The 16501-nt window shown below is 70.5% G+C and carries 14 protein-coding genes; 10 read left to right on the top strand and 4 right to left on the bottom strand.

Annotation, left to right across the window (positions count from 1 at the left end; genetic code table 11):
* From AB0D04_RS38845 to AB0D04_RS38820, 6 genes are all read left to right on the top strand, one after another.
* The coding region (locus tag AB0D04_RS38845) for a hypothetical protein (RefSeq protein ID WP_362712121.1) at positions 1-455 on the top strand (455 nt) is incomplete at its 5' end.
* Positions 452-2080: a hypothetical protein gene (locus tag AB0D04_RS38840; RefSeq protein WP_362712120.1), complete on the top strand. Its 1629-nt coding sequence runs from the start codon at positions 452-454 to the stop codon at positions 2078-2080. The genes AB0D04_RS38845 and AB0D04_RS38840, both read left to right, overlap by 4 nt.
* The gene (locus tag AB0D04_RS38835) at positions 2061-2348 is read left to right on the top strand and encodes a hypothetical protein (protein ID WP_362712119.1); all 288 of its coding nucleotides are present in this window, start codon (positions 2061-2063) and stop codon (positions 2346-2348) included. The genes AB0D04_RS38840 and AB0D04_RS38835 overlap by 20 nt, the downstream gene beginning before the upstream one ends.
* Positions 2349-2361: 13 nt before the next feature.
* Positions 2362-4224, top strand: coding sequence for a hypothetical protein (locus AB0D04_RS38830; RefSeq protein ID WP_362712118.1), 1863 nt, complete (start codon positions 2362-2364; stop codon positions 4222-4224).
* Positions 4221-5993, top strand: a complete 1773-nt coding sequence (locus AB0D04_RS38825) for a toll/interleukin-1 receptor domain-containing protein (protein ID WP_362712117.1) — start codon at positions 4221-4223, stop codon at positions 5991-5993. The genes AB0D04_RS38830 and AB0D04_RS38825 overlap by 4 nt, the downstream gene beginning before the upstream one ends.
* On the top strand, positions 5990-9709 hold the full coding sequence (locus tag AB0D04_RS38820) for a hypothetical protein (protein ID WP_362712116.1): 3720 nt from the start codon (positions 5990-5992) through the stop codon (positions 9707-9709). Before AB0D04_RS38825 ends, AB0D04_RS38820 begins: the two co-directional genes overlap by 4 nt.
* Positions 9710-10068: 359 nt before the next feature.
* Here AB0D04_RS38820 and AB0D04_RS38815 read toward each other — a convergent pair whose 3' ends face one another.
* A complete protein-coding gene (locus AB0D04_RS38815; RefSeq protein WP_362712115.1) occupies positions 10069-10815 on the bottom strand; it encodes a 2OG-Fe dioxygenase family protein in 747 nt (248 codons plus the stop codon).
* Between the two features lie 573 nt (positions 10816-11388).
* Complete coding sequence (locus AB0D04_RS38810; protein WP_362712114.1) at positions 11389-12114, bottom strand: dienelactone hydrolase family protein; 726 nt, start codon at positions 12112-12114, stop codon at positions 11389-11391.
* A gap of 180 nt (positions 12115-12294) precedes the next feature.
* Between AB0D04_RS38810 and AB0D04_RS38805 the strand changes: the two genes are divergently transcribed.
* Together AB0D04_RS38805 and AB0D04_RS38800 are read left to right on the top strand one after the other, a co-directional pair.
* Positions 12295-12738, top strand: coding sequence for a protein kinase (locus tag AB0D04_RS38805; RefSeq protein WP_362712113.1), 444 nt, complete (start codon positions 12295-12297; stop codon positions 12736-12738).
* Positions 12739-12792: 54 nt separating this feature from the next.
* On the top strand, positions 12793-13341 hold the full coding sequence (locus tag AB0D04_RS38800) for an FABP family protein (RefSeq protein ID WP_362712112.1): 549 nt from the start codon (positions 12793-12795) through the stop codon (positions 13339-13341).
* A gap of 85 nt (positions 13342-13426) precedes the next feature.
* Here AB0D04_RS38800 and AB0D04_RS38795 read toward each other — a convergent pair whose 3' ends face one another.
* On the bottom strand, positions 13427-14086 hold the full coding sequence (locus AB0D04_RS38795) for a TetR/AcrR family transcriptional regulator (RefSeq protein ID WP_362712122.1): 660 nt from the start codon (positions 14084-14086) through the stop codon (positions 13427-13429).
* Positions 14087-14203: 117 nt separating this feature from the next.
* Here AB0D04_RS38795 and AB0D04_RS38790 point away from each other — a divergent pair, with 117 nt between their 5' ends.
* Together AB0D04_RS38790 and AB0D04_RS38785 are read left to right on the top strand one after the other, a co-directional pair.
* Positions 14204-15424: a cytochrome P450 gene (locus AB0D04_RS38790; protein ID WP_362712111.1), complete on the top strand. Its 1221-nt coding sequence runs from the start codon at positions 14204-14206 to the stop codon at positions 15422-15424.
* 20 nt (positions 15425-15444) lie between these two features.
* Positions 15445-15645, top strand: a complete 201-nt coding sequence (locus AB0D04_RS38785) for a ferredoxin (protein ID WP_362712110.1) — start codon at positions 15445-15447, stop codon at positions 15643-15645.
* Positions 15646-15710: 65 nt separating this feature from the next.
* Here AB0D04_RS38785 and AB0D04_RS38780 read toward each other — a convergent pair.
* The coding region (locus tag AB0D04_RS38780; RefSeq protein WP_362712109.1) for a zinc-binding dehydrogenase at positions 15711-16501 on the bottom strand (791 nt) is incomplete at its 5' end.

The following is a 16501-nucleotide window of genomic DNA, read 5'->3' as shown; positions in this document are numbered from 1 at the left end:
AGCTGTCGATCATCGGTGACCTGTGCTCCGCGGCCCAGGTCCGGCTCTCCGGGACCACCGACGACTCCTTCGCCCGCCGGCTCCAGGCGACCGCCCGCGCAGCCTTCGACCGCCTGTCGCCCGATCTGCGTCGGGAACACGCCCACGAGATGGCGTGCTGCCTCATCGGCCAGGGCGAACTGGCCGAGGCCAACGCCTTCGTGCACCAATGGCTGCACGACGGGGACACGCTGATGTGGTGGCGGTTCGACCTCATGCTCGACTACGGCGAGACGTTCCTGGGGCTCGGCCACCTCGACGCGGCCGCCCAGATCTCCGACCAGGTCAGGGCGGGACTGCGGCGCGTCAGGGAGAGCGGACAGATGGCCGGGGCCGAGATCCATGAACACGGCATGCGGCTTGCGGACTTCGATCTCAAGCTGCTCGGGGCACGGGGCGGGGAGACGGGCACATGACCACGATTCTGCTGCTGATCGTCCTGCCGGTGCTGTTCCTGTCCACCGTGGCCAGCGCGGCGTACTTCCTCGTCGTCCTGCCGAGCCGCTGGCGGCTGCCGTACGAGCAGTCCCTGGCGCTGCTCGACAGTGACGACCGCGACGCGCTGGAGCAGGCCGACCGGCTGCTCGGGCAGGCCGTCAACGCCGGGCCCCGGGGGCGGGCGCTGTCCCGGATCCGCTTCGGGCAGGCCTATGTGCGGGCGATGCTGGGGACCTACGAACCGGCACGGTACGGTGCCGCCGCGACGGTGCTCGACGAACTGGTCGCCGCCGAGGGGCATACGGAGCACACCGCATACCTGGAGCTGTGGGTGCAGGCGCGGCTGGAGAACCACGACCGCGTCACCGACCTGTACGCGGAGCAGCGACCACTGCTGGACGCCCGTCCGCAGAGCCGCCGTATCGCCGCCGCCGCTCACCTCCAACTGGCCGTCGGGCACTGGCGGCGGCGGGAGACCGAGGGGGCACTGCACCACTTCGACCGGGTCCGGGAGCTGGGCGAACTCACCGAGCACATACCGCCCGAGGTGAACGACCTTCAGCTGGTCAAGGGCGTACAGGCGGTGTTCGACGGGCGGACCGACGAGGCCCGGGACGCTTTCGCCGACGCGCGGAAACGGCGTGCCGAGCGGGAACTTCCTACTATTCAGGCCGAGTTGGGACTCCTTGTCTGTGACTGGGCGGACGGCGACCCCGGGCAACTCGGCGAGTGGCTGGGGCGGCTGGCGGAACAGGTCGAGCAGGAAGAGCAGGCGGAGCTGGGGGAGCTGGGGGAGCTGGGGGAGCTGGGGGAGCACAGTCCGCCTGACGAAGGCGGCGCTTCGAAGGAGAGCCGCCACACGGCAGACCTGCTCCGTACCGGCATCGCACTTCTGCGGCTGATCGCGCTCCTGCGGGAGTGGCTGCTCAGGCCCGCCCTGTCCGGGGCGCCGTCGGCGGCCGACTTCGAGGGGCTTCAGCGGCGGGTGGACGCGCTGCGCGAGGCCGACCCCGAGCTCGGCGACTCCGCCCTCGTCGACGGACTGGTCCGCTACTACTTCGCCCTGAACCAGCCCGAGCGCGAACGGGCTCTCGCCGTGCTGGACAGCGGCACCGAACTGGCCAAGGGCATCATGCTGCCCGAGGTGCTGGACCTCATGGAGCGCGAGCGTGCGCTCGGCGGGGAGGGGGACGCCATCTCCCGCTACCTCGCCCTCGTTGCGGAGTTTCTCGACGATCCCGAACGCTCCGAGGAGGACCGGGCCCAGTACCGGCGTCTCAAGGCCAAGTTCACGCGGTTCAAAGACCCGGGCGACCTCGAGGACGGGGCCGTTCCGCACCAGCGGGCCGCGCAGGACGACCACCGGCGCCGTTCAAAGGCGCTCCGCCGGCGGATCGAGCTGATCGTCTACCCGCGGGTACGGGACCTCCCCGACGACGCCCCCGCCAAGCTCGCCCTGCGCGAACTGCTGGCCGAACTCGACCACGCCTCCGGGGTGTACGCCGAGGGCGCCGAGGTCCTGTACGGCGCCGAGCAGAAGCTCATCACCAGCACGGGAGAGATCCTGCTGCCCGAGGAGGACGATGACCAGGATCGTGCCTAGCCGTAAGGCCCGGTCAACACCCGGTCTCCTGGCCGGACTTCTGCCCGGACGGCGCCGTACAGCCGACCACGACGGGCTGCTGGACCGGCTCGCGCCCGTGGAGCACCGGCCCGCGGCGGACGAGGACCAGCTCTTCGAGCAGGCCTCGCTCGCCCGGGTGTTGCTCCTCATGGTGAAGGTCGACCAGGAGGCCGAGTACCTGCTGTGCCGGGAACTGGCCGAGCACGCGCTCGGCACGGTGCCCGAACCGGGTGAGTCACCCGAGTGAGGAGAAGGCGCCCATGAGCGGCACCAGCCGTGACCACACATTCCAGGAGATCCGTCCCGTACAGTCGCTCCAGACCCCTGCCTTCGAGTTCAAGGAGGTCGGGGAACACGGGGATTTCGCCGCACATGACCGGCGGCTGGAGGAGCTGGCCCGTCAGGCCGCCGCCGCGGCGGCGTCGGAGACCGCACTGGTCCTCGCGCCCCCCGTCGCCGCGCTCGCCGAGATGTCGCTGGACCTGGGCAGCGACGACGAGGACCTGCTGGAGGACGCTCGGGCGAACGCCGCCGCCGGCGAGTACGGCCTCGCGCTGGAGCTCCTGGGCGAGTACCTGGAGGCGAACCCTCAGCACCAGGAGGGGCGCTATCTGCGCGCGTACTGCCTGTACCACCTGGACGGACCGGACCAGTTGGAGGCATTGAGGATCCTGCGGCCCCTGCGCGACGAGCAGGTGGCGGACGATCTGCGCGCGCGGATCCGCGACCTCCGCCGTGAACTGCGCCGCCGGCTCACCCCTCTCGAGGTCACCGCGTACACCGAGAAGGTGCGGTCCGACCCCCAGGGCGCGTTGGCCCGCGTGGCGGCGTTCGTGGAGCTGGCCCCGGAGGAGGGCACCCTGTCCTCTCTCCTCGCCCTCGGCCAGGTCCGGGGCGGCAACCTGGAGGAGGCCCTCGGCACCGCCGAGCGGGGCGCCGCGGAGGCGGATGTCGACGGGGAGCAGGTGGCGGCCCTGGCGCGCAGGCTGCGGCTCGCGTTGCTGGCTCCCCATGCCGCACCGGCCGTATCCGCCTACAAGACCGGTGACCTGGAGCGCGCCCGCCGCGAGCTGTCCCGCATGGATCCGCGGTGGCGCAGGAGCGTCGTCCTCGACGACTTCGACGCCTATCTCGCCCTCCTGCTCGACCGGCCGGACCGGCGGACCCCACCACCGCCACCGCGCGTGCCTGCCGACCGCGCCGGCGACCTCTACTCACTGATCGCCGAGGAGGACGGCCGACGTGCCGCCCAACTGATGCAGACGGGCCGCGCCGACCAGGCGGAGCGGCTGCTGGCCCATGTCCTGTCCCTGGTGCCCCGCTTCCCGTGGCTCAACTTCCTCTACGCGGCCTGCCTCTACCGCCTGCACCGCAATCCGGACCGGGCGGCGTCCTGCGCCGAGACCGCCCGTCAGGATCCGACCCTCACCCAGGCCGGTGAACTGCTGGAGGCGATCAGGAGCTGGCAGGAGGCCATGGTCATCAACCCTGCGGTGGACGAGTACCTCGCCGCCATGGAATCCGTCCGAGGCGGCGTGTCCGTCGAGCGGCTGACGGCCCTGCGGCAACGACTGGCCACACTGGAGCGCGGGTTTCCCGCACTGCGCGCGGCAGCCCGGACGGAAACGGGTGCAAAGGTCGTCCGGGAGCTCGGGCAGGCCGTCGCGGAGCGGCTCGCGGAGATCTCCGACGCCATCGTCGTGGGCGGCCTCTACGAGAAGTACGACCGCATCATGTCCACGGTCCAGGGCGGTGTGTCCAGCGCGCCGGAGGCGGACCGGCTCGGCCGTTCGCTGGACGGTCTGGCCACCGAGGTCAAGAACGCGCAGCAGAAGGCGAAGAAGGGCGCGACCGATCAGCTCGCCGAACTGGCGTCGCTGATCCTCACCCGCCGCGCGGAGCTGGAGAAGGTGAAGGTGTCCATCCAGGTCTCCGATCTCGTACGGCGTTTCAACGATCTGGCCGAGCAGGGGCGGTACAGCGGCCCGTACACGGTGCGCTCCCAGCTGGACGGCATCCTCCAGGAGGCGCGACGGCTGCGCCGCGCCAAAGACCTGCTGGATTCCCGCAGCCAGTCGCTGCTCGACCAGCTGATCGGAACGATCTCCAGGACGCTGCGATGACGACGGAGAGAACGACGATGCCGCCCACGGCTGAGCAGTGGGACGTGTTCATCAGCTATGCCCGCGAGGACTACGTCCAGGCCAAGGACCTGCACGACGCGCTCAGCGAATGCGTGACCGCCCGCGGCGCCACGCCGAGGATCTACCTCGACGTGTCCCGCACGAGCGGCACGCCCCTTGGTGCGGACTGGCAGAGCTTCCTCGAGGAGGCTCTTCCCCGCAGCCGCCATGTGGTGGCGCTCTATTCGCAGACGTACTTCGACAAGGACGTCTGTCAGTGGGAGCTGCACGAGGCGTACAGGTTGAACCCGCCGGAAGGCGGACGGCTCGTCCCGCTGCTCATCGACCCCGGGGCCGCCGCGAAGGTTCCCTACATCGTGCACCGGATCAACTGGATCTCGACGGCGCGGCCGCGCTGGATCGACGAGGTGTGCGAGGTCCTGGGGCTGCGCCCGGCCGAGCGGCGCACCACCCTGGGGTTCGACACCTCCGTCGCCGACGCGGTCGCGGGCCACACGCTGCCGTCCGTGATCGTCACCGGCTCGTCACCGGAGAGTGTCCCCCCGTGGCCGGCCGGCGGGACGGTCACCGTCACCACGGATCCCGCCGACGCCGGGCTGACCGGCACCCTCACCGCGCCGGTCGTCCGGAACACGGCCGTCTTCGCCGATCTCGCGTTCCGGGCGGCCACGCCCGAGGTGCGGCTCGTCGCCACCGCCCCCGGCTGCGCACCGGCCGCCACCGCGCCCTTTGAGGTGCGGGCACCCGACGAGCAGCCGTCCTGGGAGCAGGCCGACCGACCCGTTCTTTCCGCGCGCGGGCAGCCGGTGTTCTTCCCCGACGGCCGGGCGCTGGCCGTACTCGACGGACGGACCCTGACCATCCATACGGCAGCGTACGAGGCCGCCGGTATCGCGGAGTTCAGGGAGCGGCCCCGGTTGTGGGCGCGCGGGCAGCGGTGTCTGGCCGTCGCCGACTGGTCGGGGCGGGTGGTCCTGGCGGACCCGGACGGGAGGATCCGGGTCGTGGACCTCCCGGCTCCGCAGGGCGCGCGGTTCAACGTGCCGGGAGCGCTGGCCTTCGGTGCGGACGACGTCCTGTGGGCCGGCACGTGGGCAGGGTCCGTATGGCGCCTGTCCCTGGACGCCGAGGAGCCGGAGCATGTGCTCGACCACCGTGCCGGTGTCCAGGTGCTGGCGGACGGCGACGAGGGGCTGCTGGTGGGCGGGCTCGACGGCGGCCTCACCGTCTACACGGGCGACCGGGCCGCCGCGCAGCACGTTCTGGAACCGCTGCTGCTCGCCATGGCGCGGGTGCGGGACTTCGCTCTGGTGGTCGGTGAGCAGCGGATTCACCGGCTGGACCTGACCGGCGGACGGCTCCTTCAGGTCACCCAGCCCGTCGGGGCGGTCACCGGGACACTGCCGGGCGGCGGGCTGACCGCGATCGTCGACGCCGAGGGCCAAGGGGTCTGTTTCGACGCCGAGTTGGCCGTGCGCACCGGCTTCCGCACCGTGCCGGGCGCTCGGCCGGTGGCCTCCGGACTGGGCGGGCGGCTGCTGGTCCTGGAGTGCCCCGACGGCTCCCACACGCTGGTGCGCGACGGCCGCACCACCTATGTCTCGAGGCACCCGATGACCGTCTCCGCCGACGGGCACCGGGCGGCGGTGTCGGACGGGGAGCGGCTGCTGATCCTGCCGCCCGCGGAACTCGGCGGCGGGACGACGCCGGACACCGGCGCGGGCCCCGGGGAAGGCGAGCAGACATGACATCCCGCAAGGGGCTGGAGAACCGGCCCGATGTGCTGTGGCGCAGGGTCGGGCAGTTGTGGTCGGACCTCGAACAGGGACTGCCGCTCACCCAGGGGCAGTTGGATGCGGTGGTCGAGGCCTGTTTCAGGATCGGCGTGCATCCCGGAAGCGACCCGGCGACCGCGCTGCGCTTCCTGGTGCGGGCCCACCGCCTCGACAGCGCCAACCCCAAACATCCGTACCACGTCGGACTGCTCTACCTGCGCCACGGCCGATCGGAGGCGGCCGCTCGCTGGCTGACGGCCGCTGCCGCCCTGTCGCCCACCCACCACCGGATCTGGGCCCATCTGAGCCTCGCGCACCGACAGCTCGACGAGGACCGGTCGGGCACCCGGACGGGCTCCGGGGAGCATGGCGCCCGCGCGGAGGCGATAGCCGGCACGATCCGCGAGGGCCGCGACGACTTCGTTGCGGAGACCGCGGAGGCCACGGAGACCGCGGAGGCCACGGAGACCGCGGTGCCCACGCTGCCGCTGCTGCGGCCGGGGGAGTGCCGCTGGTCGGGAATCCACGACATGGAGGTCGACAACCGGCTGCGCGACAGATCCATCGAGCGGACCAGGGACGAACTCGCCGGGAAATTGGAGAGCATCGCCGAGTTGGCGGGCCGCCGCCGCGGCGGGACGGCCGCGTTCACCATCCTCGCCGTGCAGTGGATGGTGTACGGCTATCCGACCGCGACAGTAAAGCGGCTGGCGAAGAGCCTTCCGCCGGACGACGGACCGGCGATCCGCCTGCTCCACCAGGTGTGCGACCTCTTCGAGACCGACCGCGCCGAACTCCCGGAAAAGCTCGCGGCCTGTCTGGCCGACGGCTCCCTGCCCGACGTGCTCACCGCGCTGATCCACCGACAGCGGCTCTTGTGGCGCCCGCTCCGCTTCCCGGACCTGGGTGCCCACGCGGCGGCCAGGGAGTTCACCGACGGGGACCCCAAGCGGTACGTGACATCCCTGCGGTCGGCGGAGGAGGAGCTCGGCGCGGGCCCGCCGGAGCCGATGGCGGACGTTCCACGGCCGTTCGAATCCGCCGAGGCGGAGGCGACGATGCCCGATGAGCGGCTGGCGGAGTGCGAGGAAGCGGCTGCTCTGCTGAAGGGCCTGATCAAGGACGCGAAGACACAGGCCCAGGCTCTGGCCAAGGGAAAGGTGGCAACCGCGGCCGACTTCGGCCGGGTCTCGGGGGACAGGGAGATCCTGGCGGGGGTGACGGACCGTCTGGAGAGCTTCCGGCTGGCCTGGCTGAACGCCCTGGAACAGTTCACGAGCACCGATCCGGCCGGCCTGGTCATGGCGTTCGAGGACTTCCAGACACGAGTGGAGGCGTGCAGGGCGCAGCTCCAGGAGACCCCGAGAAGCCTGCGGAACCCCCTGAAGAAGGCCGATGCCAAACTGACGTCGAAACAGGAGGAGTTCGGGCGGACTCCGCCCGTGCCCTCCGAACGGGCGCTGGCCCTGGGGGAGCGGGTGTCCGTCCTGGAGGAGCAGCAGCCGTCGGCAGCCCCGGCCGACCAGGCCCCCGCTCCTGAGCCCCCACCGCCCGCTCCGGCCGGTCCGCCCGCCCAGGCCGGTCCGCCCGCCCAGGCCGGTCCGCGCGAGCGTGTCACCCATGCCCTCGATGCCGCCGAGCGCCGTCTTGACGCCAACTTCGCCGAGGCCTGGCGGACGCTGGACGCCTATCCGGCCGGGCTGAGGCACCGGGACGCGGTCACCCTGCTGCGCTCCTATGTCGGCGGGCACCAGGCGGAATCCGATCTGCGGCTGAGGCGGACGACGGCCGCCCGGCGGCGCTGGAACGCCATGCTCACCGACGACCTCCTGCACCCCGCCGTGCTGCGCAACCTCGCGGTGGCGCACACCTCTTCGGGTGACCTGGGCCCGGCCGCGCAGGCGTGGCGCCGCTATCTCGAAGCGCTGTATCAGCGGGACCTGCTCCACGGGGACATCCGCCGCGGTGCCGCCGAACGCGCCGAGGTGCACCGTGTGCTGGCCGGGTCCTTCGGTACGGCCCCGCTCTGCGCGCGTTCGACGCCCGACAGCGAACTGGACGGGGACCTTCGGCAGGTGCTGCCCGTCCTGGCCAGCAGGGGCAAGGTCGGCGTCGCCCTCACCCACCTCCGGCTGGAGGAGCTCAACCACACCCTCTGCCACCGCGGGCCGACCCTGCTGCTCGGCGTCGGTCGCTCGGTAGGGGAGACGGAGCTGGCCGCCGCCCGGGACCGTCGTACGGCCGCCGTCGAAACGGCCGCACAGGCACTCCCGCCCAGGGTGCGGGGCCCGTTCGAGAAGCTGTGCCGCCGGTTGGTCGACGAGGCGTACCGCGAGGCCTCGGAGACGAACGGGCGTACGCGCAGGCCGGGTGACGAGGCCGAGGAGCAGGCGCACCTGGAGTGGGTGCGCGGGCGGATCCTGTGGAAGCTGCGGATCTCGAAGGCCATTACGGGCCCGCAGGCCGAGTGGCCGCTCACCGAGTACTCCGGCGACGTGATCGGGAACCTGCGCCTCATCGACGGGCTGCCCCTGGATCCGGCGGACGAGACGGTGCTGCGCGGTGCACAGCTCCTGGGGGTCCAGGGTGACCCCGCGGAGTTCGTCGCACGGCACAACCAACTCTCCGAACTGGCCGGTGCCTTCGCGTTGCGCCGGGTCTTCGACGCGGCCGAGGAGACGAGGTCCGGCGCCGTCACCCAGAACTTCCCCGACCGGTTCCGCCGGGCGGCCCGCTCCTGGGGGCGCAACGGCGACGCCATTCCCGAGCGGTACACGGACCGCCTCGACGACCCCGTGGAGCTCTACTATCCGTCCGCGCGGTCGGCGTTCGGCATACTCGAGGCGTCCGCCGTCCCCGCCGACGACCGGGAGCGCGACATCATCACGGCCGCCGTGACCGGACTGCAGCGCTGGGTGGAGCGGCTGCCCGGAGCCACCGGCCCCGCCCGCGCCCTGGCCAGGCTGCTGGGCAGCCTCGACCGGCACGACGAGGTCCTGGAGGTGCTGTCCAAGGCCCGCCGCGAGGCATTTGGCGAGCGGGGGCGGGAGAAGCTCGCCGTGTCGTTCGTCCGTCACGCCATCGCGCGCAAGGAGTACGCCGAGGCCGTCACACAGGTACGTGCGCTGCTGGACGGGGGTTCCGACGACGAGCGGCTGAGCTATCTGCTCATCGAGGCGTACAACCACTGGATCAGCTCCGGGAAGCGTGTCCCCCCGGCGCGGCGCATCGCCGAGGACCTCTCCCGGTGGACGGACCCCGAGACCGTCCGGAACCGCCGGGTGCTGGTCGTCGCGGCGACCATGGCCCTGTACCGGGACCGTCCGCCGGCGACCGGAGTCGGTCCGCTCGCGGAGGTTCTGCGGCAGCTGTACACGGCGGATCCGGGAAATGTGGAAGCCCGCTACCACCTCGTTCACGCACTGTACGGGCGGGCTTGGGAGATCCGCGACAAGATCCGCTCCACCGCCGGCGCGCGCCGCCGGACACTCCGCGAGCAACTCGACGCCGTCCGCGCGGAGTGCGAGACGCACGCCGTCGGACTCGTCGGCACCGGAGCGCTCGGGGCATTCGCCGGAACCGACTCCGATACGCAGGAGCGCACCATCGACTCCGGGACCCTCAAGGACAAGGAACGGCGCGCGAAGATCCAGGAGATCCTCGACGCGGTACGGCCTGACAGCTCGTGACGTCCGCATGACCGGCTCCACACCGAGGCAGACGTCGCCGCGGCCGACATCCCTTCGGTGTGGAACGCCTTGGCGATGCTGTACGCCGATTCCCCTGCCATGAAGTCCTGTAGATCCGGAGGACGATGTCGGCCTCGTCCGGAACGAGTTGCCCTGGCGCTGGCCCCTGCGCACCCAGCCGTAGGCGATACGGCCCTGGGTGACGCCGTTCTGGGCGGCCGAGAGGTCTCGGGGCCGGCGTACGAGCCGGTCGAGCTCATCTGTGGGCCTCCGCGGCAAAGGCGGCCGCCACAGCCGGTCTTGGCCACTTCGGCCCCGGCCGTACGACTGCTGGGGCCGAAGTGGCGAAGTGCGGCTCGTCAGACGCCGTCGCCGCGGCCCTGGAGGGGGAAGTAGTCGATCAGCAGCATGTCGCGGATGCCCTGGCGCACCCCGTCTACCGGGCGGATCGCGGAGACGCCGTGGAAGACCCGGTGGTCGTCGATCACGATGGATTCGAACGCCTCGAGCAGCGTGTTGCGGTAGATCGGCTTGCGGGTCCGGTCGAAGATCTGCGACTCGCCGCCGTCGACGTCGGTGCGGCGCATCAGGACCTGGGCCACGAAGTGGTGGCCGTCTTCGTGGACTCCCTCAGGGGCCGGGAGGCCGTCGGCGTCGTGCGTCGCTGTGATGCGGATCTGGTGCACTCCGACACCGCTGGTGGTGGGGTCGAACTCGCCAGGAAGGCGCGCCATGAAGAAGTGAATGAGGGTCTGCAGCACCCCGGATTCCAGCGCGCTGTCCAACAATGGGGGGAAGGCCCGGTCCACCCCGCCGTGCAGGGAGTTGACCTCCTTCGTCTGATGGAAAACACCCGTCGGGTCCGCCACGAGTTCTCCGGCCGCCCATTGGAAGGATCCATACCGTCGACGACGGTAGTCCGCCCCGTCCTTCATGTAGGAGTCGACGGGCAGATCTTCCCAAGACTCCAGAAACAGTTTGAGCTGTTCCTCTGAGTGTGCCGCCAGGCTCTGGTTTAACTCCGCTGCCGGAAAGTAGCGGTATGGGGCAGAGGTGTCATTATCGGCCCCAGGAGTGTTCTGCGGCTGTATCGCCTTGGTCGTCACTGTGCATTCCCCGTATCGATTGTCATGCGCGTTCAAGACTTCGCTCCCGGCCGGAGGCGGACCGGCCCCTGGGCGCAAGTGCCGCTGAGGCTCCAGCCGTGGAGAACCGAGCCCCCAGATCCCCCCGGCAGAGACGAGAATAATCTCGTAGGACTCACGCCATCCGGGCAACATCTTACGGGCTGCAGAAACGCGCACTGCGTGAACACGAACGGATTCGTGACGGTCGGAGCCGCAGAGAGAACCGGGAACCTCTCATCGATACCGGAACCCTCGGACTCCCTCATCTACCGCGCCCCAGTGGACCCAGCAGGGGCATCACTCACGGAATGGGTACGCCGGGACCAGCCGAGCGGGTCGCGGGTACGCGAGCGTCAGCCGCACTGAATTCCGCCCCGCGATCGACCGCTTACGCGATCACCCCCTTCTGCACGCAGGCCCGAAGGTCCCGGAAAGGGCCCAATAGGGTTGTCCTGTAAGGAATCGAGGGAAGAAACAGTGGCGCCACCGAGCAAGTAGCTGCCGCTACCCGTCATGTAGCACTCAGTAGTTGAATCGCGGTTGCCGACCAGATCACTCTGTTACGGGCAGGCACTCGGCGAGCAGGTCGACGATGTCGTGCCAGGCTCGCTGCGCGTGCCGTGGGTGGTAGCCGACGCCGGGACGCACGGTGTGGTCGACCGGCGGGTGGTGGAAGGCGTGCAGGGCTCCGCCGTAGACGACCAGGCGCCAGTCGACGCCCGCAGCCTGCATCTCGGCGGTGAACGCGTCCCGTTGAGCGGGCGGCATGATCGGGTCTTCCGACCCGACCCCGGCCCACACCGGGCAGCGAATGCGCGCCGCCTCACCCGGTCGGCCCGTGGTCAGTGCGTTGATTGTCCCGATCGCCCGCAGGTCGACGCCGTCGCGCCCGAGTTCCAGCCCGATTGCGCCCCCGGTGCCGTAGCCGACGGCGGCGATCCGGTCGGGGTCGGTCCGCGGCTCGGCGCGCAACACGTCGAGCGCCGCGTGGCCGATGCCCCGCATCCGGTCGGGGTCGGCGAGCAGGGGGGTCGTGTGTGCCAGCATCTCCTCGGGGTCGGTGAACCAGCGCCCGCCGTTGATGTCGAAGGCCAGCGCCACGTACCCCAGTTCAGCCAGGGCATCGGCTCGGCGGCGCTGGAAGTCGTTCAGCCCCGGCCCCTCGGGCCCGACCAGGACCGCGGGTCGGCGGTCGGCACCGGCCGGGAGCGCGAGGTGCCCGATCATCGTTAAGCCGTCGGCCGGGTATGCGACCGTGCGTGTGGTAACCGTCGTCATGCCTGGACTGTAGTGATCGTCGAGCCCGGTCGGGCCGGTGTTCACCGCTGGCAGAACAGCGCGGGTGCGCCTGTGAATGTGCGACATCCCGCGCGTTCTCCTGAGGGCCGCTGAGTGTCTGCTGCTGTGGCCAGGGGGGTTCTTCCTCTTCCGGGGGCCATGTCACCGGGTGACGTAACTTTGGGATTCCTGTGGCTACACGCCGACCGACAGCTCGAAGAGGCGCTCACCCACGGCGCCGACCCCGACTCCTCTCTGCTGCGGCGCGATGTGGCCGTCAAGGTGTTGCCGCCCATGGTGGGTCCGGGCGCTGTGCGCCGCTTCCAGCGGGAGGCGTCCACCCTTGCCGGGCCGCAGCATCCCGGAATCACCGTGGTGCACGACGCGGGGGAGCAGGACGGGTGCTTGTTCATCGTCATGGAGTTGCTGCGCGGCCACGATCTTGCGCGGCTGATGGCCGACCACCGCGGACCTCTGCCGGTGGGGCGGGCTCTGAACGTGGCCCGGCAGACCGCCGTCGCCCTGGCGGCCGCGCATGGCTCCGGGGTCATCCACCGGGACCTGAAGCCGGGGAACGAGCGCAGCGACGACGGAGCGGCCGCGATGTTGAACCAGGCGTCATGACCGAAACGGCCTAGGCTGCCACCTGGCACCGGCCTCGACCCAGGAGCACTCATCATGTTCGAACCCGCCCAGCAGCCCCCGTTTCCCGACGCCTTTCGACCGGAGGATGCACCTGCGCCGCATGCCCTGCTCGCGCCGGTGATCGGGTTCCTGGGTACGTGGGTCGGCCGGGGGCGTGGCGAGTACCCGACGCTCACCGAGGAGTTCGCGTATGCGCAGGAGGTCACCTTCAGTCACGACGGGCGTCCCTTCCTCCACTACGAGGCGCGCGCCTGGCTGCTCGACATCGATGGCACCCCGCTGCGGCCGTCGGCCCGGGAGAGCGGCTGGTGGCGGCTGCAGGCCGACGGGCGCGTGGAGGCATTGATCACCCAGCCCACCGGCATCGCGGAGATCTCCGTCGGCCGGGTCGGCGAGGGCACGGCCGACCTCACCACCCACAAGGTGGCCCTCGCCCCCACCGCCAAGGAGGTCAACGCCACCCGCCGCCGCTACACCCTGACCGATGAGGACACACTCGACTTCGTCCACGACCTCGCGGCGGTCGGTCAGCCACTGCAGCATCACCTTTCGGCGCGACTTCGACGCGGTGGCACAAGCTGAGCCGTGGCGCCGGGTTGCGTGCGGGTTCGTTGAAGAAGGCGAGGGACCACGCGGGTCCACTCTCCGGTCCGCGACGCCCGGCGGCCTACCCGGCGCCGGTGGCCGGATCTGCCTCGCCCGCCCGTTTCGGGGCCGGGCTCAGGACCAGCGGCAGGTACACGTCATCGACGATGTCCGTGATGATCGCGTCGTCCACAGGTGCGCCGAACAGCAGGAAATGGTTACGCAGCAGGTCGGTCGCGACCGTGGCCCGCCGGGAGTCCGGGATCCAGGGCTCGACCTCGCCGCGCTCGATGGCCCGCTCCAGGATGACGTGGAGCGTTGGGGGACCGACGGTGTGGACCCGTTCCCGGATCAGTCGGGCGAATTCCGGATCGCGCGTCATCTCGGTGAGCAGACCGCGCAGAATGCCGCCGAGCGGGCTGGCCATCTTCGCGGAGATCTGCCGCAGCAGGGCGATCACATCCGTGCGGAGCGCGCCGGTGTCGGGCAGATCGACGTCGGTGATGCCGCGCAACTTGCAGGCGTCCATGACCAGTTCGGCGCGGCTGGACCAGCGGCGGTAGAGGGCGGCCTTGCTGGTGCGGGCCCGGGTGGCGACCCGTTCCATGGTCAGCGCCGCATAGCCCCCCTCGGTGAGTTCCTCCAGGGTCGCCGTCAGGATGGCGTTCTCGAGTTCCTCGCCGCGGCGGCGGGGCCCTTTGCGGTGGTCAACGGCCGATTCGGCCGCCTTGCCGACGTTCAGTGACAGTGTGACTCCTTCGGGTTGGCCGAGAGTCCGTTGCGTTCCCTATGGGCCCAGCCTATCCTTTGATTTAGAGAACTTGCCGTTCTTTAAGCGCGAGAGACTCTGAGGGGAACGATGACAGAGACCGCTGCGACGCCCCGCCCACAGGACGCCCCCGCCTTTCCCAACGACCGCACCTGCCCCTACCGGCTGCCGGAGGAGTACACCAGGCTGCGGGACGAAGCGGACACACTGCAAAAGGTGACCCTCTACGACGGTCGTCAGGCCTGGGTGGTGACCACACACGAGGCGGCGCGAAAGCTGCTGGCCGACCCACGGCTGTCCTCCGACCGCACCCATGTCGACTTCCCCGCCACCTCGCCGCGCATCACGAACTTCCGGGATCGCCGCCCGGCGTTCATCAGCATGGATCCGCCGGAACACGGCCCCAAGCGGCGCATGGCGATCGGCGAGTTCACCGTGAAGCGCATCAAGGGCATGCGCACGGACATCGAGCGGATCGTGCACGGCTTCCTCGACGAGATGCTCGCCGCCGGTCCGCCCGCCGACCTGGTCAGCCAGTTCGCCCTACCGGTGCCCTCCATGGTGATCTGCAGGCTGCTCGGTGTGCCCTACGCCGACCACGACTTCTTCCAGGACGCGAGCAGGCGGTTGGTGCAGTCGCAGGACGCGGCGGGTGCGGTCACCGCGCGCGACGACCTCGCGGGCTACATGGACGGATTGATCACCAAACTGCAGGCCGACCCCGGTCCGGGCCTGCTCGGCAGCCTGGTCGCCGAGCAGTTGGTCAACGGCGAGATCGACCGTGAGGAACTGATCTCGACCGCGCTGCTGCTGCTCGTCGCCGGCCACGAGACGACGGCCTCGATGACCTCGCTCAGTGTGATCACCTTGCTGGAGCACCCCGACCAGCACGCTGCCCTGCGCGGCGACCCCGGCCTGGTTCCCGGTGCGGTCGAGGAACTGCTGCGCTACCTCGCCATCGCCGACGTCGCGGGTGGCCGCGTGGCGAAGGCCGACATCGAGATCGACGGGCAGCTCATCCGCGCGGGCGAGGGCGTGATCGTCACCAACTCCATTGCCAATCGCGACGGTTCGGTGTTCAAGGACCCCGACACCTTCGACGTGCACCGCTCGGCCCGCCACCACGTCGCCTTCGGCTACGGCGTACACCAGTGCCTCGGCCAGAACCTGGCCCGTCTGGAACTCGAGGTGATCCTCACCGCGTTGTTCGATCGCATTCCGACGTTGCGCCTGGCTGTCCCGGTCGACCAACTGACGCTACGCCCCGGCACGACGATCCAGGGCGTCAACGAACTCCCGGTCACCTGGTGACCGCGGCGAAAGGAGTGGTCATGCGGGTTTCCGCCGACCGAACTGCCTGCGGTGGTGCGGGGATGTGCGCGCTGAACGCTCCTGACATGTTCGACCAGGACGACGACGGCCTTGTCACGGTGCTCCAGTCCGCCCCCGAAGGCGACGACGAACATGCCGCGCGCGAGGCCGGTCACCTCTGCCCTTCCGGGGCCATCCAGATCTCCGAAGGGCCGGGATAGCGGGCGGTGCCGGCGCCGGCCGGGTGGAGCACGGCGCACGGCCCGGTGCGGAGCCGACGGAGTGGTCAGCGGAACCGGTTGATCGCGTCGAGGTGCTGTGCGCGCATTTCCTCGTCACGCACGCCCAGTCCCTCGGTCGGGGCCAGGCACAGCACGCCGACCTTGCCCTGGTGGACGTTCCTGTGCACGTCGTGGACGGCGAGCGCGGTGTCGGCCAGTGGGTAGGTGCAGGAGAGGGTGGGGTGGATCCTGCCCTTGAGGACGAGGCGGTTCGCCTCCCAGGCCTCGCGGTAGTTGGCGAAGTGGGTGCCGACGATGCGCTTGAGGTGCATCCACAGGTAGCGGTTGTCGAACTCGTGGTGGTAGCCGGAGGTGGAGGCGCAGGTGACGATGGTGCCTCCCCTGCGGGTGACGTAGACGGACGCCCCGAAGGTCTCCCGGCCGGGGTGCTCGAAGACGATGTCCACGTCCTCGCCGCCGGTCAACTCCCGGATGCGGGCGCCGAGCCGCTTCCACTCCCGCGGGTTCTGGGTGTGCTCGTCGGTCCAGAAGCGGTAGTCCTCGGCCGAGCGGTCGATGATCGCCTCCGCTCCCATGGCCCGGCACACCTCGGCCTTGCGCTGAGTGGACACCATGCAGACGGGGTGGGCACCGCCGGCGAGGGCGAGCTGGGTGGCGTACGAGCCCAGGCCGCCGCTGGCGCCCCAGATCAGCACGTTGTCGCCCTGCTTCATGCCCGCGCCGTTGCGGGAGACCAGCTGACGGTAGGCGGTGGAGTTGACCAGACCCGGCGCGGCGGCTTGTTCCACCACTGCCAGGGGTGGGTGGGGAACAGGTAGTAGTCGGCGGGGTCGAG

The sequence above is a fragment of the Streptomyces sp. NPDC048483 genome (genome assembly GCF_040651455.1).
Classification (GTDB): Bacteria; Actinomycetota; Actinomycetes; order Streptomycetales; family Streptomycetaceae; genus Streptomyces.
This window is presented reverse-complemented; position numbering and strand designations above follow the sequence as displayed.

Excerpts from the sequence above, each read along its gene's own strand:
- AB0D04_RS38840 (WP_362712120.1), top strand. The coding sequence starts at position 452 with ATGACCACGATTCTGCTGCTGATCGTCCTGCCGGTGCTGTTCCTGTCC.
- AB0D04_RS38835 (WP_362712119.1), top strand. The coding sequence starts at position 2,061 with ATGACCAGGATCGTGCCTAGCCGTAAGGCCCGGTCAACACCCGGTCTC.
- AB0D04_RS38830 (WP_362712118.1), top strand. The coding sequence starts at position 2,362 with ATGAGCGGCACCAGCCGTGACCACACATTCCAGGAGATCCGTCCCGTA.
- AB0D04_RS38825 (WP_362712117.1), top strand. The coding sequence starts at position 4,221 with ATGACGACGGAGAGAACGACGATGCCGCCCACGGCTGAGCAGTGGGAC.
- AB0D04_RS38820 (WP_362712116.1), top strand. The coding sequence starts at position 5,990 with ATGACATCCCGCAAGGGGCTGGAGAACCGGCCCGATGTGCTGTGGCGC.
- AB0D04_RS38810 (WP_362712114.1), bottom strand. The coding sequence starts at position 12,114 with ATGACGACGGTTACCACACGCACGGTCGCATACCCGGCCGACGGCTTA.
- AB0D04_RS38800 (WP_362712112.1), top strand. The coding sequence starts at position 12,793 with ATGTTCGAACCCGCCCAGCAGCCCCCGTTTCCCGACGCCTTTCGACCG.
- AB0D04_RS38790 (WP_362712111.1), top strand. The coding sequence starts at position 14,204 with ATGACAGAGACCGCTGCGACGCCCCGCCCACAGGACGCCCCCGCCTTT.
- AB0D04_RS38785 (WP_362712110.1), top strand. The coding sequence starts at position 15,445 with ATGCGGGTTTCCGCCGACCGAACTGCCTGCGGTGGTGCGGGGATGTGC.